Raw genomic sequence first — 15,285 nt, forward strand, 5'->3', positions numbered from 1 at the left:
CGCTACATCACCGCGTCGGGCCGCCTCCGGAGACATACACTGGAGGCGGCCCGTTCTCGTCCGCAGGGGAGCCTTTCGGTGCACACCGATCAGTCGGTATCCGAGTTCGTCGACACCGACTCCGATGCAAGCAAGCCCGAAGATGCAAGCCAGCCCGAACCCGAGCCGCGGGAGGAATGCGGCGTCTTCGGCGTGTGGGCGCCTGGTGAGGACGTCGCGAAGCTGACCTACTACGGCCTCTACGCGCTGCAGCACCGAGGTCAGGAGGCCGCGGGCATCTCCGTCGCCGACGGCAACCAGATCGTCGTGTTCAAAGACCTCGGGCTGGTCAGCCAGGTCTTCGACGAACAGACCCTCTCTTCGCTGCAGGGCCACGTGGCCGTCGGGCACTGCCGCTACTCCACGACCGGAGGCGGCAGCTGGGAGAACGCGCAGCCGACCTTCCGCACCACCGCGGCCGGCACGGGCATCGCGCTCGGCCACAACGGCAACCTCGTCAACACCCACGAGTTGCACGAACGTGCCCGCGAGCTGGGCGTGGTGAGCAAGAACGGCGCCACCACCGACTCGGATCTGATCTGCGGCCTGCTCGCCGCCTCCGCCGCCGACAAGGGCATCGAGACCGCCGCCGCCGAGCTGCTGCCGACGCTGCGCGGCGCGTTCTGCCTGACCTTCTCCGACGAGACCACGCTCTACGCCGCCCGCGACCCGCACGGCGTTCGCCCGCTGGTGCTGGGCCGGCTCGAACGCGGCTGGGTCGTCGCGAGCGAGACGGCGGGCCTTGACATCGTGGGTGCGTCGTTCGTCCGGGAGGTGGAGCCGGGAGAACTCATCGCGATCGACGCCGAGGGGCTGCGGTCCACGCGGTTCGCCAACCCGGAGCCGAAGGGCTGCGTGTTCGAGTACGTCTACCTGGCCCGCCCCGACACCACGATCGCGGGCCGCAGCGTGCACGCCACCCGGGTGGAGATCGGGCGGAGGCTCGCCGAGGAGCATCCCGCCGAGGCGGACCTCGTGATCCCCGTTCCCGAGTCCGGCACCCCGGCCGCCATCGGCTACGCGCAGAAGTCCGGCATCCCGTATGGCCAGGGGCTGGTGAAGAACAGCTACGTCGGCCGGACGTTCATCCAGCCCTCGCAGACGATCCGCCAGCTGGGCATCCGGCTGAAGCTGAATCCGCTGCGCGAGGTCATCCGCGGCAAGCGGCTCGTGGTGGTGGACGACTCCATCGTGCGCGGCAACACCCAGCGCGCGCTCGTGCGGATGCTGCGCGAGTCCGGTGCGCTCGAGGTGCACGTGCGGATCGCCTCGCCGCCCGTGCGCTGGCCGTGCTTCTACGGCATCGACTTCGCCTCCCGCGCCGAGCTCGTCGCCAACGGCGCCGACCTCGACGGCGTCCGCCGCTCGATCGGTGCCGACTCGCTCGGCTACGTCTCGCTCGACGGCCTCGTGGCCGCGTCCGAACAACCCAGGTCGCGCCTGTGCGCGGCGTGCTTCGACGGCGAGTACCCCATCCCGCTTCCCGAGGACGCGCTCATCGGCAAGCACATGCTCGAGAACCTGGGCAACGGCACCTCGCAGTCTCTGCCGATCACCCCCTCCGGGTACGGTGCCGAGGATGCCGTTCGGCGTCCCTGAGCCGGTTTCGAGTCAAGGATGGAGTCCGCTTCCGTGAGCGAGCTTGCGAGCGAACCATTCAGCACAGCAGCGTCCGTCGGCGAGGAGGCGCTGTGAGTGAGTCCACGAGCGCGACGTATGCGGCCGCGGGTGTCGACATCGACGCCGGGGAACACGCCGTCGAGCTGCTCAAGCCGCATGCCGCCCGCGCCACCCGGCCCGAGGTCGTCGGTGGGGTCGGCGGATTCGCCGGACTGTTCTCGCTGAAGGCGGGTCGCTGGAAGGAGCCGCTGCTCGCGTCGTCCACCGACGGCGTGGGCACGAAGATCGCGGTGGCCAAGGCGCTGGACAAGCACGACACCGTGGGCATCGACCTGGTGGCTATGGTCGTGGACGACCTCGTGGTGACGGGCGCCGAGCCGCTGTTCCTGCAGGACTACATCGCCGTCGGCAAGGTGGTGCCGGAGCGGATCGAGGCCATCGTCGCGGGCATCGCCGAGGGATGCGTGCAGGCGGGCTGTGCGCTGCTGGGCGGTGAGACGGCCGAGCACCCCGGCTTGATGGGTGAGCACGAGTACGACATCTCCGCCACCGGCGTCGGTGTGGTCGAGGCCGCCGACGTGCTGGGGTCCGACCGGGTGCGCCCGGGTGACGTGGTGATCGGCATGGGGTCGACCGGGCTGCACTCCAACGGCTACTCGCTGGCCCGGCACGTGCTGCTCGACATCGCGCGGATGCCGCTGGACGGGCATGTCGAGGAGTTCGGCCGCACGCTCGGCGAGGAGCTGCTCGAACCGACCCGGATCTACGCCAAGGATTGCCTGGCGCTGGCCGCCGAGGCGGATGTGCGCACGTTCGCGCACGTCACCGGTGGCGGGCTGGTCGCCAACCTGGAGCGGGTGATGCCGCGGGGTCTGGTGGCGAAGCTGGAACGCGGCACGTGGACGCCCGCGCCGGTGTTCGCGCTGATCCAGCAGCGTGGCCGCGTGGAGCGCGCCGAGATGGAGCGGACGTTCAACATGGGTGTGGGCATGGTGGCCGTGGTGGCGCCCGAGGACGTCGACCGCACGCTGGCCGTGCTCACCGCACGCCATGTGCCCGCGTGGGTGCTCGGGGACGTGCGCCCCGCCGACGACCCGGACGGCCCGCGTGCCGTGTTGTCCGGTGACCACCCCCGGTTCTGACCTCCGGGTCACGCGGCGGCTGGTGATCCCGGACGCCGAGCTGTCCGAACGGTTCTCTCGCTCCTCCGGACCCGGCGGGCAGGGCGTCAACACGACGTCGTCGCGGGTGGAGCTCTCCTTCGACGTCGCGCGGTCCACTGCCGTGCCCGACGACCTGCGGCAACGCCTGCTCGCCCGGCTCGGTCACCGGCTCGCCGGCGGTGTGCTCACCATCGCCGCCGGCGAACACCGGGAGCAGCGCCGGAATCGGCAAGCCGCCCGCGAGCGACTGGTGACCGTGCTGCGCGAGGCCGCGGCTCCACCGCCGCGCAAACGGCGGCCGACGAAGCCGACCCGCGGCGCGAAGGAACGCCGGCTCGCGGCGAAGAAGCGCCGCGGCGACGTCAAACGCGGCCGGAGCGGGCGCTACGACGAGTAGGGTGCGCGCGTGACCGAACCGTGCACCCCCGACGACAGCTACCTCCGCGCCATGAACGCGGAGACCGCCGACGCCGTGCGGCAGGCCCGGCCGCTCACGTCCCCGCACGCCGGGGCGCCGGCCGACCTCCGGGAGGAGGTGGCCGCCGTGGTGGCGCGGCACCGGGCCGAGGTCGTGGCGCTCAGCCGGGACCTGCACGCCCACCCGGAGACCGCGTTCGCCGAGCACCGGTCGGCGGGGGCCGTGGCGAAGCTGCTCGAAGGGCACGGCCACCGGCCGCGCATCGGAGTCGGTGGCCTCGACACGGCACTCCTGGCCACCGCGGGCGAGCCGGGCCCGCACGTCGCCGTCCTCGCCGAGTACGACGCGCTGCCCGGCATCGGCCACGCCTGCGGGCACAACGTCATCTGCTCGGCCGCCGTCGGCGCGTTCCTGGGCATCGCCGCGGTCGCCGAGCGCGCGGGCGGCCGGGTGTCGCTGATCGGCACCCCCGCCGAGGAGGGCGGTGGGGGCAAGGAGACGCTCGCGCGCGCGGGCGTGTTCGACGACGTCGACGCCGTGGTGATGCTGCACCCGTTCAGCCACGACATCGCCATGCACCCGTTCCTCGGCCGCCGGCAGCTGGAAATGGTGTTCCACGGGGTCAGCGCACACGCGTCCGCGCAGCCGTTCATGGGCCGCAACGCGCTGGACGCCGCGGTCGCCGCCTACCAGGGCGTCGCGGCGCTGCGTCAGCACCTCCCGCCGGGCGACCGGCTGCACGGAGTGTTCACCGACGGCGGCGCGCGGCCCAATGTGGTGCCGGACCGGGCCGCAGTGTTGTTCTACCTGCGTTCCATGCGGCCGGAAACGCTGCGCGACCTGGCCGATCGTGTGGCCGCGGTCGCGCGGGGCGCCGCCGAGATGTCCGGCTGTGGTCTCGACCTGCGCTGGGATCCCCAGCCGGCGTACCTGCCGATCCGGTACAACCGGACGCTGTCGCAGCGCTGGGCGGAGAACCAGCGACCGTGCGGCCGCGCTCCGCTGCCGCCGGGTGTCGTGCCCGACTTCCTCACCGGCTCGACCGACCTGGGCAACCTGTCCTACCGCATGCCCGCGATCCACCCGATGATCGCCGTCTCGCCCGCGACCGTCTCCCTGCACACGCGGGAGTTCGCCGAAGCCGCCGGCTCGGAGCCGGGCGATCGCGCCGTGGCCGACGGTGCGCTGGGGCTGGCGCTCACCGCGGTGGACTACCTGGCCGACGCCGAGCTGCGGGCCGCCGTGCACGAGGAGTTCGAACAGCAGGGCGGGCCACTCGACGTGCCGTCGTTCTTCCAATAGCGACACGTGGGAAACGTTCACTGACTAAGGGGTCCTAACACAATGAGTGGGCTTTGAGGCGGCGCCAGCAGATGATGGCGCAGCCGAGGGTGAGGAAGGCTTCGTGGAGGTCGTCGCGGATCTCCCATCGGATGCGCAGGCGCCGGAACCAGTGCAGCAGGGCGAACGCGCCCTCGACGACCCACCGGTACACGCCGAGGCCAGAGCCGTGTTCCTCGCCGCGGCGGGCGATGACTGGCGTGATTCCCTCGGCACGGACGAGTTTGCGGTACTTGTCGTGGTCGTAGGCGCGGTCGGCGTAGATCCGTCGTGGTCGTCGGCGGGGCCGTCCACGACGGCCCCGCACCGGCGGGATCGCCTGGATCAACGGCATCAGCTGGGTGACGTCGTGCCGGTTCCCACCGGTCAGAGTGGCTGCCAAGGGGATGCCGGTACCGTCGGTGATCACGTGGTGCTTGGACCCAGTGCGGGCTCGGTCTACCGGGCTGGGACCGGTTTTCGGCCCCCTTTTAACGCCCTTACATGCGATCCATCGACCGCCGCCCGTGACCAATCCAGCCGGTTCGCCGCGTGCAACTCCGCCAGCAGTACCTCGTGCAGCCGCTGCCATACCCCGGCCTCGGTCCAGTCCCGCAGCCGGCGCCAGCACGTCATGCCCGACCCATAGCCCAGCTCCTGCGGCAGGAACTCCCACGGAATCGCGGTATAGAGCACGAACATGATCCCGCACAACGCCTTGCGGTCGTCCAACCGCTTACGCCCCGGATGTCGAAACCGACGCTCCACCTGCGGCAACAACGGCTCGATCCGTTCCCACAGACCGTCGTCGACCTCCCACGGACGCCGCTGCCCCACCCAGCCCACCTCTCACCGAAGACCAACAAGACACGGCATCAAACCACACCCAAGGTCATTATGTTAGGACCCCTAAGGTGCCTTCCACCCCAACCGGCGACGGAAGGTGAGTGATGTCCGAGACGGTGGCGTCCCAGGACAGGCCGACCCGGCTCGACCGAGTGCTCAACTGGATCGAACGCGTCGGCAACAAACTGCCGGAACCGTTCATCCTCTTCGCCCTGCTGACCCTGCTCGTCGGGATCGTGTCGACGATCATGGCGGCGGCGGGTGTCACGGTCAGCATCCCCGGCGAGGAGGAGCCGACCGCCGTCCGCGGCGCGTTCACCGGCGAGGGCGTCGAGTTCCTGTTCACCGGCCTGGCGGCGAACTTCATCGAGTTCCCGCCGTTGCAGACCGTCGTGACGATCATGCTGGGCGTCGGCATGGCCGAACGGACGGGCCTGCTGGCGGCGTTGATCCGGCTGGCGTTCCGGCGCGCGCCACGCTGGCTGCTGCCGTACGCGCTGGGCTTCATCGGCGTCTCGGGCAGCATCATGGCCGACTCGGCGTTCATCATCATCCCGCCGCTGGCGGCCATGGTGTTCAAGGCCGCGGGCAGGCATCCGGTAGCCGGCCTGATCGGCGGGTTCGCCGCGGCGGGCGCGGGCTACTCGACGTCGGTGTTCGTCACCAGCCTCGACGCGCTGTTCGCCGGCATCAGCAACTCGGTGGCGCAGACGTTGCCGGAACACGGCACCACGGTGACGCCGGTGTCGAACTACTACTTCAACGTCGTCGCCGCCGTCGCGCTGAGCCTGCTGGCCGGGTTCATCATCGCCAAGGTGGTCGAGCCGGCGCTGCAGCGGGGTGGCTTCCCGCGTGCCGAGGTCGAGACCACCGATGGCGACCAGCTCCGCGCCGACGTGACGCCGGGCGAACGCCGCGCGCTCGTGATCGCCGCCGGGTCGCTGGTCGTGCTCGTCGCCGCCGTGCTGACACTCGTGCTCGTGCCCGGTTCGCCGCTGCGCAACGAGGCGGGCGGGTTCCTCCCCGAGTCGCCGCTGCTGGACTCGGTGACCACGCTGGTGTTCCTCGCGTTCTTCGTGCCCGGGCTGGCCTACGGCATCTCGGTGGGCGCGATCCGCCGGTCCGCCGACGTGCCGAGGCTCATGGGCAAGGCGCTCATGGATCTGTCCGGTTTCATCGTGCTGGCGTTCGTGCTCGGTCAGTTCATCGCGTTGTTCTCGTGGACCAACATCGGCGCCTGGCTCGCGGTGACCGGTGCGAACTTCCTGCAGAGCATCGGGCTCACCGGGTTCGCGGCATTCCTCGGGTTCGTCGTGCTGGCCTCGCTGCTGAACCTGTTCATCATCTCGGGATCGAGCCTGTGGACGTTGATGGCCGCGGTGTTCGTGCCGATGTTCGTGTTGCTCGGGTTCGAGCCCGGGTTCAGCCAGGCGGCGTTCCGCGTGGGCGACTCGGCGACGCAGGTGATGACCCCGCTGAACCCGTACATGATCGTGCTCCTCACCTTCGTCCGGCGCTACCAGCCGAGCGCCGGGCTGGGCACGGTGATGGCGAAGATGGTGCCGTTCGTCATTCCATTTTGGATCACCTGGGCCGTGATCCTGTCGGTGTTCTACTTCGCCGACATCCCTCTCGGGCCGGGGATGGACATTCGGGTGGACAGGTAGCGCGCGGACTCCGCGCCGTCACGCACCGGTGGTGTTCTGTCGCGTGTGGACGTCTGCGCGATCCGGCAGGCCTCGTGGGCGCGGGCCAGCCGCGCCGCCTGGTTCCGGTACCGGCGGAATTCGGCGACGTCGTGGCGGCCGGTGCGTGGTGACGGCCGGGTGACCAGGGCCGCCCCGGCCGCGGCACCGAGGGTGTTCACCAGCACGTCGTCGGTGGAGCAGATCCGGCCCATGCCGACGACGTGCTGCAGCACCTCGATTCCGCTCGACCCGCACAGCGCGGCCACCGTCACCCGCGGCTGCTCCCGCCACCACGCCCAGCGTAGCGGCAGCAGCACGCCGAGCGGCAGCAGCATGACGACGTTGGCGGCGACCTGCCAGAACGCGTCCTCGTCCCGCGTGGCCGCCAGCAGGTCGGTGCCCGGGACGAGGTGGACGGCACCGGGCCCGGGGAACGGCAGGAAGACGAGGGCCAGCACCCATCCCGCCAGCAGCGCAATGGCCACGTCGAGGGCGGCGGTCGCGGCGGCCGGCCGTGCGGGACCACGCCGGCTTCGGCGGGCGGACAGCACCCACCAGGTCGCCGCGGCCGGCGCCAGCGTCAGCATCGCGAGGGGAAGGAGCGAGCCGAAATGATCCAGCAAGAAATCCACGCGGTGACCCCCTTGCTGTTCGCGTGTCCATTTCAGGTTGGCAAACGTGACGCGCGAAAGCACAGAGATCGTTAGGGTGATTTATTCCTTCTTGCCTGGTCAGGAGCGCCAGTGGTATTGGCGCTCAGGCCGCCCGCTGCCGCCGTAGCGAAGCTTTACCTCGGCTTTTCCTGAGTTAACGAAATATTCTAAATACCGGCGGGCGCTGGGCCTGGACAATTCGGTGACACTCGCACATTCCCGTGCCGATAGGCCGTCGGGGTGGTTTTCGAGCGCCTTGCGGACGAGTTCCGCCGTCTGCTCCGTGAGGCCTTTCGGCAGGACGGCCGACGACCGCGTCCGTGCGCCGAAGACGTCGTCGACGTCCTGCTGTGCCGCCGTCGCCCTGGTGGAGAGCCGCGCGAGCTTCTCGCGCAGCGAGCCGACGTGCTCCAGTTGCTCGCGCAGGGCGGCGTAGGAGAACGGCTTGATGAGGTAGTGCAGCGCGCCGCCCCGCATGGCGCCACGGATGGTGTCGACATCCCGGGCGGCGGTGATGACGATGACTTCGGTGTCCAGTGTGGATGGATCGGCCCGTAGCTCGCGGAGCACGGCCAGGCCGTCCAGATCCGGCAGGTAGATGTCGAGCAGCACCAGGTCGGGGCCGAGCTGCCGGACCAGCCGCACCGCGTCGGCGCCGGTGTGCGCGGTACCGACCACGGTGAACCCCGGCGTCCGCTCGACGTAGCCACTGTGGACCTTCGCGACCATGAAGTCGTCGTCCACCACCAGCACCCGGATCATCGGGCCGCCTCCACGGGTGCGGGCGTCAGGGGTAACACGGCGGTGAACACGGCGCCGCCCGCGTTGTGCACCGTCACCGAACCGCCACGTCGCCGACACGTCTGCCGGGTCAGCGCCAGCCCCAGTCCGCGCGTGCCGCCGTGCTCGGCGGCCTTCGTGGTGAACCCGTGGGTGAATACTTCCGTCGCGATTTCCGGCGCCACCCCCGGGCCGGAGTCACGCACCACCACCGACACCGCGTGCGAGTCCTGCCGGATCGCCACCTCCACCCAGTCGTCACCGCCGGAGCCGCGCAACGCGTCGAGGGCGTTGTCCACCAGGTTGCCGACCACGGTCACCAGGTCGGCGGACAGCTGCTCGTCCACGGCGGCGAGGGCGCTGTCGTCGGTGAGCCGCATGCCGGCGCCCTGCTCGGCGGCGAGGCTCGACTTCGCGATGAGCAGCGCCGCGACCGCGGTGTCGGCGATCCGGGCGCTCACCTGCTCGTGCCACTCGTCGTGTGCTCGGCTGACCAGGTCGACATAGTTCCTGGCCTCGTCGTACTCACCCAGCTCGATGAGCCCGGCGATCGTGTGCAGCCGGTTGGTGAACTCGTGGGCCTGGGCGCGCAGCGTGTCCGTGGTGCGGGACGTGGCCGCCAGCTCCTCGCGCAACGTCACCAGCTCCGTCCGGTCGCGCAGCGTGGCCACCGCGCCCAGCGTCCTGCCGTCCCGCTCGATCGGCAGCCGGTTCATCACCAGCACCCGCCCCGCCCGCAGCACGATGGCCTCGGTGCCGCTCGCCCGGCCGGTCAGCACGTCGCGCAGACGCTCGCCGAGGTCCAGCTCGTCCACCTTGGCGCCGACGCACGACCGAGGCAGGGCCAGCAGCTCGCGGGCCTGGTCGTTCACCAGCGTGATCCGGTGCTGCTGATCGAGCGCGACGACCCCCTCCTTGATGCCATGCAGCAACGCCTCCCGGTGTTCGGCCAGCCCGGTGATCTCCCGCGGCTCGAGCCCCAGCGTCTGCCGTTTCACCCGCCACGCGAGTAACAGCGCGCCCGCGACACCCAGCACCGTGGCGATGCCGATGAGCACGAGGGCGTTGCTCGGCCGGTTGGCGATGCCCTCGAAGAACCCGGGCGTCGCCGTGCCCGCCGCGACCATGCCGACCATCCGGCCGTCGTCGCCGATCACGGGCACGTGGGCCACCAGCGAGTCGCCGATTTCGCCGACCCAGGCCCGCCCGTCGGCGACGGTGCTCTCGCCGAGCGGCAACCTCGCGCGCAGCTGGTCCGGGTCCTGGGCGGCGAGCACGCGGCCCGAGGGGTCGGCGATGGTGACGAAGTCGGCGCCGGAGAGGCTGCGCGCGCTCTCGGCGAAGATCGGCAACGGGTCCCGGTTCACCGGGTCGGCCAGGCTGACGCGCACGCCGGGCGTGGCCGCCACGTTCTCGGCCACCGCGAGCAGCTTGCGACCCTCGTTGTCGGCGAACGTGCTGTTGGACTGGATCACCGAGACCACCACGACACAGCCGAGCAGGAGGAACACGATGGCGAGCAGCCAGCCGAGCAGCTGTCTCGCCAGTGATCCCTTCGCGCCCACAACCTCACTATGACACCTCGGCCGATCGCCACCGCGTGACCACAAAGACCACAAGTACCGATAAGCCCGTAACCGAGACTTCACGCCCTCGTCACGGCAGGATCTCGCCAGTCACAGTGAGGTGAGAATGAGAAATCCGAAGACATGGCTGGCCGTGCTCGCCGCGGCGCTGCTGGTGTTGCTGGTACCTCCGCTGGTCGGCTCGAGCGGTGACGAGGCTGGCACGCAGATCCGCGGCCTACGCGTGATGGTGCCCAACACCCCGGGCGGCGGCTACGACATCACCGCGCGCACCGCGGTGAAGGCGATCGAGGACAACGGCCTCAACGGCACCACCGAGGTGTTCAACCTGCCCGGCGCGGGCGGCACCGTGGGCCTGGGCAGGCTGGTCGGCGAGCGCGGCAACGGCAAGCTGGTGATGTCCATGGGGCTCGGCGTCGTCGGCTCCGTGTACACGAACTCCTCACCGGCGACGTTGCAGGACACCACGCCGATCGCGCGGCTGACCGAGGAGCCCGACATCATCGTGGTCGGCAAGGACTCGCCCTACCGCGACATCCATCAGCTGCTGGCCGCGTGGAAGGCCGATCCGGCGTCCGTGCCGGTCGGCGGTGGGTCGTCGCCCGGTGGCCCCGACCACCTGGCGCCCATGCTGACGGCGAAGGCCATCGGCCTGGCGCCCAAGGACGTGCGGTACGTCTCGTTCGACGGCGGCGGCGAGCTGATGGCGTCGGTGCTGGGCGGCAAGGTCGCGTTCGGCGTCACCGGCATCGGGGAGACCCGCGACCAGATCGAGGCCGGTGAGCTGCGTGCGCTCGCGGTGACCGGGCCGAAGCGGGCCGAGGGCATCGACGCGCCCACGCTGCGGGAGTCCGGTGTGGACGTCAACTTCACCAACTGGCGCGGCATCGTCGCGCCGCCGGGGCTCTCGGACACCGACCGGGACAAGCTGATCCGGATGTTCACCGACCTGCACGGCACCCGGCAGTGGAAGCAGGCCTTGCGGACCAACGGCTGGGACGACGCGTTCGCCACCGGGGACGAGTTCGGCGGGTTCCTGAAGGCGGAGAACGACCGCGTCGTCGGCGTGCTGAGGGAACTGGGGCTGGCATGACACGTGGGATGACGACTCGCGACATCGCAGGGCCCGCCAGGGCACGAGGAGCGGAGCGTGGAGGAATCACGCCATGACCACGCGAGAAGCCGAAACCCCCACGTCCACTGTGGAACCGCATCCGGGGAAGCGGACGAGCTGGTGGCGGGAGCACTCCGAGCTCGGCATGTCGGCGTTCCTGGCCCTGTTGGGTGTACTGGTCCTCACCGACGCGCTGACGCTGCCCACCGACTTCACCACGCGAGGTCCGCTCGGGCCGAAGGCGGTGCCGGTGCTGGTCGGCTCGTTGCTGCTGCTCGTGGCCGTGCTGCTGGCACGCGACGTGCTGCGTGGCGGCCGTGGCGAGGCCGAGGGCGGCGAGGACATCGACCTGTCCGGACAGGCCGACTGGCGCACCGTGTCGCTGCTGTCCGGAGCGTTCCTGGCCAACGCCGCGCTGATCGACCTGATCGGCTTCCCGGCGTCGTCGGCACTGATGTTCTGGGGCGCGGCGTACGCGCTGGGCAGCCGCAACTACGCACGCGACCCGCTGATCGCGGCCGTGCTGTCGACGGTCACGTGGGTGCTGTTCAACGAGCTGCTCGGCGTGCCGCTGCCCGGCGGGCCGCTGATGGAGGTGCTGTAGATGGACTCGTTCGCCAACCTCCTCGACGGCTTCGCCACCGCGCTCACGCCGACGAACCTGCTGGTGGCGGCGATCGGCGTGGTGCTCGGTACCGCGATCGGCGTGCTGCCGGGCATCGGCCCGGCGATGGCCGTGGCGCTGTTGCTGCCGGTGACCTACGGACTCGACCCGACGGCCGCGCTCATCATGTTCGCCGGCATCTACTACGGCGGCATGTTCGGCGGCTCCACGACGTCGATCCTGTTGAACACGCCCGGTGAGACGACGGCGGTGGTCGCCGCGATCGAGGGCAACCCGATGGCCAAACGCGGCCGTGGCCCGCAGGCGCTGGCGGCCGCGGCGATCGGGCACTTCGCCGGCGGCATCATCGGCACGATCCTGCTGGTGCTGCTGGCGCCGCTGGTGGCGTCGCTGGCCGTGGACATCGGCGCACCCGACTACTTCGCCGTCATGGTCCTGGCCTTCATTGCCGTGACGTCGGTGCTGGGCAAGTCCCGTATCCGGGGCTACGCGTCGCTGCTCATCGGCCTGACCATCGGGCTCGTCGGGCTCGACCAGATGACCGGCCAGGCGCGGCTGACGTTCGGCTCGCTGCACTTGGCGGAGGGCGTCGACATCGTGATCGTCGCGGTCGGCCTGTTCGCGGTCGGCGAGTCGCTGTGGGTGGCCGCGCACCTGCGGCACACACCGGACAAGGCGATCCCCGTCGGCAGGCCGTGGCTCGGCAAGGCCGACCTGGCCCGCACCTGGAAGCCGTGGCTGCGCGGTCCGTTCATCGGGTTCCCGTTCGGCGCGATCCCGGCGGGCGGCGCGGAGATCCCGACGTTCCTCTCCTACGTCACCGAGAAGCGGCTCTCGCGGCACAAGGACGAGTGGGGCAAGGGCGCGATCGAGGGCGTCGCCGGGCCGGAGTCGACGGCGAGTTCGTCGGCCGCGGGCACCCTCGTGACGATGCTGACGCTCGGCCTGCCGACGACGGCGGTCGCGGCGGTGATGCTCGCGGCGTTCCAGCAGTACGGCATCCAGCCGGGGCCGCTGCTGTTCGAACGCGAGTCGGCACTGGTGTGGGGTCTGATCGCGAGCCTGTTCATCGGCCTGGTGTTGCTGCTGGTCATCAACCTGCCGATGGCACCGGTGTGGGCGAAGCTGCTGCGCATTCCGCGGCCGTACCTGTACGCGGGCATCCTGTTCTTCGCGGGCGTCGGTGCGTACGCGGTCGGCGGTCAAGTGCTGGACCTGCTGATCCTGTTCGCGATCGGGGTGCTCGGGTTCGCGATGCGCCGGTTCGGGATGCCGGTGCTGCCCGCGATCATCGGTGTGATCCTCGGCCCGGCGGCCGAGCAGCAGATGCGCCGGGCGCTGCAGATCAGCGACGGCGACCTCACCGGCCTGGTGAACTCGCCTATGGCGGTGACGGTCTACGTCGTCGTCGCGCTGATCCTGGCGTGGCCGCTGGTGCGCAAGCTGGTCAAGCGCCGTGCGGAGCCCCGCGTTCCGGTCTGACGGTGAAGGGCCACCTCGCTTCGGCGGGGTGGCCCTTCCCCGCGTCACGACGCGACCCGCAGGCACTCGGCGAGCACCCGCTGGATGTGGACACCCCGGTGCACGTCGCAGTCGTGCTCCCGGGTGCCGCTGGCGATCATGGCGGCGAAGTCGTCGAGCAACGCCGTGTACGACTCGCCCGCCGAACCCGGCTTGCGGCCGAGCGTCCGGATCCCCTGCTCGCCGTACACCGTGAACTCCACCGCCGTGGGCCGGATCGGCAGCCGCACCGACAAGCTCGCCGTGCTCGTCGCCTCGCCGGTGTGCTCGAACATGAGGTGCCACAGGTCGGCGCCGGTCCGGTGCGCGGCCAGCACGCCGGTGATCTCGCCGAGCGCGGCGTCGAGCAGATCCACCACGTGCGGACCGACATCGGCAAGGACGCCCTCGGCATGCCGCCACGGCGAGCCGCCGTACTGCCGGCCGAGCAGCGCCCCGGACAGCCAGCGCGCGCTGCCGCCCGACCAGCCGCCGACGTCTCCGATTCCGGCGAGCCACTCCCGGGTCTGGTAGGCGTAGCGCAGTGTCAGCATCATGACGGCGACGACGCCGGACTCGTCCACGGCGTCGGCGATCCGCTCGGCGGCGGCCACGGTCCCGGCGAGCGGCTTCTCCAGGATCAGGTGCTTGCCCGCCTTCGCGGCCTGCACGGCGTAGTCGGCCTGCACGGTCGGTGGAACGGCGAACGCGACGGCATCGACGTGGTCGAGCAGCTCCTCGAACGACGGAAACGCCTGGGCACCGTGCTCGTCGGCCACCGCCGTGGCGATCTCCGGTCTGCGCGTCCACACGCCGGCGAGCGTCGTGCCGGGATGGTCGGTGAGCCCCGGGGCGTGCACGGTCCGCGCCCACGGGCCTGCGCCGACAAGGCCGACGCGCAACTGCATGTCCACGCCTGGCAGCCTAGGTGCCGGGAGCGCCGGGCTCACTCGTAGCTGTAGAAGCCCTTGCCCGTCTTCTTGCCGAGCAGGCCCGCGTCGACCATCCGCAGCAGCAGCGGCGGGGCGGCGTAGGTGGGCTCCTTGAACTCCTCGTACATGGAATCGGCGATGGCCTTGATGGTGTCGAGGCCGATCATGTCGGATAGGCGCAGCGGACCCATCGGGTGCGCCGTGCCCTTCTCCATGCCCTGGTCGATGTCCTCGGCGGAGGCGAAGCCTGCCTCGTACATCCGGATCGCCGACAGCAGGTACGGCACCAGCAGGGCGTTGACGATGAAGCCCGCACGGTCCTGCGACCGGATCACGGTCTTGCCCAGCGCACCGGACACGTGGGCGTCCGCGCGCCGGACGGTCTCCTCGCCGGTCCGCAGCGACGGCACCAGCTCGACCAGCGGCAGCACGGGCACCGGGTTGAAGAAATGGATACCGACCACCTGCTGGGGGCGTTCGGTGGCCATGCCCAGCTTCATGATCGGGATGGAGGAGGTGTTGGACGCGAGGATGGCGTCCGGACTCTCCACGACCTTGTCCAGGGACCGGAACACCTCGACCTTGGCCTGCTCCTGTTCGAGGATGGCCTCCACGACGAGGTCCCGGTCGGCGAACGCGCCGATGTCGGTGGTGAACGTGAGCCTGCCGAGTGCGGCGTCGGCATCGGCCTCGGAGAGCTTGCCGTTGCGTACCCCGCGCTGCAGGGACTTCTCGATGCGCGCCTTGCCCGACTCCAGCGCCGGCTCGCTGACCTCGGTGACCACCACGTCCAGTCCCGCTCGCGCGTGGACCTCCGCGATCCCTGATCCCATCAGGCCCGCACCGACAACACCGATCCGCTGGATTTCAGGCACGCTCGCTCCTCACGTCCGCCCGCGGGCCGCGTACCGCACCGGCGCGGCACACGGAGTGAAATCAGGTGAGCACGCGGAACGCGAGGGCGGTCACCGGAAGACCGGTGCCCACCCTCGCGTCACGCC

At 70.5% G+C, this 15,285-nt stretch carries 14 protein-coding genes; 8 read left to right on the top strand and 6 right to left on the bottom strand.

Going from position 1 to position 15,285, the window contains the following annotated elements; translation table 11 throughout:
- Positions 1–78 precede the first annotated feature (78 nt).
- The 4 genes from purF (at position 79) to ACFSZT_RS05105 (ending at position 4,542) form a co-directional block, all read left to right on the top strand.
- Positions 79–1,638: an amidophosphoribosyltransferase gene (purF, locus tag ACFSZT_RS05090; RefSeq protein ID WP_377396248.1), complete on the top strand. Its 1,560-nt coding sequence runs from the start codon at positions 79–81 to the stop codon at positions 1,636–1,638.
- A gap of 92 nt (positions 1,639–1,730) precedes the next feature.
- Entirely contained in the window at positions 1,731–2,801 is a 1,071-nt protein-coding gene (gene purM, locus ACFSZT_RS05095; RefSeq protein ID WP_377396251.1) for a phosphoribosylformylglycinamidine cyclo-ligase, read from the top strand.
- Positions 2,782–3,219: an alternative ribosome rescue aminoacyl-tRNA hydrolase ArfB gene (gene arfB / locus ACFSZT_RS05100; protein WP_377396254.1), complete on the top strand. Its 438-nt coding sequence runs from the start codon at positions 2,782–2,784 to the stop codon at positions 3,217–3,219. The genes purM and arfB overlap by 20 nt, the downstream gene beginning before the upstream one ends.
- A 51-nt stretch (positions 3,220–3,270) precedes the next feature.
- Entirely contained in the window at positions 3,271–4,542 is a 1,272-nt protein-coding gene (locus ACFSZT_RS05105; protein ID WP_377396363.1) for a M20 family metallopeptidase, read from the top strand.
- A gap of 34 nt (positions 4,543–4,576) precedes the next feature.
- On the opposite strand, the gene ACFSZT_RS05110 is transcribed toward ACFSZT_RS05105, so the two are convergent.
- Positions 4,577–5,397, bottom strand: a protein-coding gene (locus ACFSZT_RS05110) for an IS5 family transposase (RefSeq protein WP_377478172.1) whose coding sequence is annotated in 2 segments (ribosomal slippage) — positions 4,577–5,043 and positions 5,043–5,397 — 822 coding nt in all. Because the reading frame shifts where the segments join, the coding sequence is not laid out codon by codon here.
- 113 nt (positions 5,398–5,510) lie between these two features.
- Here ACFSZT_RS05110 and ACFSZT_RS05115 point away from each other — a divergent pair.
- Positions 5,511–7,073 carry an AbgT family transporter gene (locus tag ACFSZT_RS05115; protein WP_377393871.1) on the top strand — a complete coding sequence of 521 codons (1,563 nt, stop codon included), beginning with the start codon at positions 5,511–5,513 and terminating at the stop codon, positions 7,071–7,073.
- Here the strand turns inward: ACFSZT_RS05115 and ACFSZT_RS05120 are convergent.
- From ACFSZT_RS05120 to ACFSZT_RS05130, 3 genes are all read right to left on the bottom strand, one after another.
- Positions 7,019–7,726, bottom strand: a complete 708-nt coding sequence (locus ACFSZT_RS05120) for a VanZ family protein (protein WP_377393873.1) — start codon at positions 7,724–7,726, stop codon at positions 7,019–7,021. The two genes, ACFSZT_RS05115 and ACFSZT_RS05120, sit on opposite strands and share 55 nt — an antisense overlap.
- 99 nt (positions 7,727–7,825) lie before the next feature.
- A complete protein-coding gene (locus tag ACFSZT_RS05125) occupies positions 7,826–8,509 on the bottom strand; it encodes a response regulator (RefSeq protein ID WP_377393875.1) in 684 nt (227 codons plus the stop codon).
- Positions 8,506–10,092: a sensor histidine kinase gene (locus tag ACFSZT_RS05130; protein ID WP_377393877.1), complete on the bottom strand. Its 1,587-nt coding sequence runs from the start codon at positions 10,090–10,092 to the stop codon at positions 8,506–8,508. The genes ACFSZT_RS05125 and ACFSZT_RS05130 overlap by 4 nt, the downstream gene beginning before the upstream one ends.
- Positions 10,093–10,219: 127 nt before the next feature.
- Here ACFSZT_RS05130 and ACFSZT_RS05135 point away from each other — a divergent pair, with 127 nt between their 5' ends.
- The 3 genes from ACFSZT_RS05135 to ACFSZT_RS05145 all read left to right on the top strand — a co-directional run bounded on the left by ACFSZT_RS05135 (position 10,220) and on the right by ACFSZT_RS05145 (position 13,334).
- Complete coding sequence (locus ACFSZT_RS05135; protein WP_377393879.1) at positions 10,220–11,206, top strand: Bug family tripartite tricarboxylate transporter substrate binding protein; 987 nt, start codon at positions 10,220–10,222, stop codon at positions 11,204–11,206.
- Positions 11,207–11,372: 166 nt separating this feature from the next.
- Complete coding sequence (locus ACFSZT_RS05140; RefSeq protein ID WP_377393962.1) at positions 11,373–11,831, top strand: tripartite tricarboxylate transporter TctB family protein; 459 nt, start codon at positions 11,373–11,375, stop codon at positions 11,829–11,831.
- The gene (locus tag ACFSZT_RS05145) at positions 11,832–13,334 is read left to right on the top strand and encodes a tripartite tricarboxylate transporter permease (RefSeq protein ID WP_377393881.1); all 1,503 of its coding nucleotides are present in this window, start codon (positions 11,832–11,834) and stop codon (positions 13,332–13,334) included.
- Positions 13,335–13,378: 44 nt separating this feature from the next.
- Here ACFSZT_RS05145 and ACFSZT_RS05150 read toward each other — a convergent pair whose 3' ends face one another.
- Both ACFSZT_RS05150 and ACFSZT_RS05155 read right to left on the bottom strand, forming a co-directional pair.
- Positions 13,379–14,260: a Gfo/Idh/MocA family protein gene (locus ACFSZT_RS05150; RefSeq protein ID WP_377393964.1), complete on the bottom strand. Its 882-nt coding sequence runs from the start codon at positions 14,258–14,260 to the stop codon at positions 13,379–13,381.
- Between the two features lie 38 nt (positions 14,261–14,298).
- A complete protein-coding gene (locus ACFSZT_RS05155) occupies positions 14,299–15,159 on the bottom strand; it encodes a 3-hydroxybutyryl-CoA dehydrogenase (protein ID WP_377393883.1) in 861 nt (286 codons plus the stop codon).
- Between the last annotated feature and the right edge of the window lie 126 nt (positions 15,160–15,285).

This window comes from Prauserella oleivorans (assembly GCF_042685745.1).
GTDB classification, from domain to species: Bacteria; Actinomycetota; Actinomycetes; order Mycobacteriales; family Pseudonocardiaceae; genus Prauserella_A; species Prauserella_A oleivorans.